This window comes from uncultured Campylobacter sp. (assembly GCF_938045595.1).
In the GTDB taxonomy this organism is placed as follows: Bacteria; Campylobacterota; Campylobacteria; order Campylobacterales; family Campylobacteraceae; genus Campylobacter_B.
In genome coordinates, this window is sequence record NZ_CALIBB010000196.1 from 1 (window position 1) to 1,204 (window position 1,204).

Here is a 1,204-nt window from a genome sequence, read left to right on the forward strand (position 1 = left end):
ACGGCGTTTTCGACCGCACTTTTAAATTTAGCGATGATCGCGGCGCTTCTGCTAGCTCGCGGCAAAGACGGCGCTACGGCGGTGCTCTATCTTAGCTTCGGCGTCGTGGCGGGCGGACTTTTGCAGCTAGCGGTACATGTTTATGCGTTGAAATTTACCGGCATGCTGCGCGTCTTAGCGGGCGGCTTTGCGCGGCTCGCGCGAGGCGATAAACCGCAGACGCAGGGCTTTTATAAAAATTTTTTCGCAGGCGTGCTCGGTGCATCGGCGCTTCAGCTAAGCTCGTTTATTGATACCTTTTTTGCAAGCTTCCTTGCTAGCGGCAGTATCAGCTATCTTTACTACGCCAACCGCATATTTCAGCTACCGCTCGCACTTTTTGCGATCGCGCTTAGCACGGCAATCTTTCCGCGCATGAGCAAATTCGTAAAAGCTCATGACGATGCGCAGGCTCTGGCGTTAGTGGAGCGCGGGTTTTACTTCCTTTTGGCGCTACTCGGGCTCTCTGCGATAGGCGGCGTGATGCTGCGAAACGAGATCACGCAGCTGCTATTTGAGCGCGGAGAATTTACTCGCCAAAATTCTATCGAATGCGCCGCGGTTCTCGGCGCGTATATGGTAGGGCTCGTGCCGTTTGGGCTGTCTAGGATTTTTTCGCACTGGCTGTATGCAAATATGAAGCAGAAGCTAAGCGCGAAAATTTCGATCTGGTGCGTCTTTATAAACATCGCTTTGTGCGCGCTGTTTTTTAAACCCTTCGGAGCCGTGGGACTTGCGTTTGCAAGCACGATAACGGGAGCGTTTCTGTTCGGCTTTAATCTCTATTTTTTTGGATTTAATAACTTTTTGGCTATAATCCGCGCAAAAAAAATTATTGCGATCGCGGCGCTTTGTGCGGGCGAAGCGGCGATTTTATACATTTTAAAAGGCTTGTATTATGGTAATTTATGATAGTTTGAGCAAAAAGAAGCTCCCTTTTAAACCCATTAGCGAGGGGGTGGCGCGCATTTACGCCTGCGGCCCGACCGTTTATGACGACGCGCATCTTGGGCATGCAAAAAGCGCCGTGAGCTTCGATCTGCTGCGCCGCGTACTGCAGGCCGAGGGCTATGAGGTAAAATTTGCGCGAAATTTCACCGACATCGACGATAAAATTTTAAAAAAGATGGAGCAGAGCGGCAAAAGCCTGGAGGAGATCACGGAG

General features: G+C 50.8%; 1 protein-coding gene and 1 pseudogene. Both read left to right on the forward strand.

Annotated elements, in window-relative coordinates:
- Positions 1 to 951: lipid II flippase MurJ (locus Q0340_RS07780; protein WP_298082842.1), on the forward strand; the 951-nt coding region annotated here is incomplete at its 5' end.
- Positions 938 to 1,204 (forward strand): annotated as a pseudogene (locus Q0340_RS07785) (cysteine--tRNA ligase); the annotation flags it as partial. The gene Q0340_RS07780 and the pseudogene Q0340_RS07785, both read left to right, overlap by 14 nt.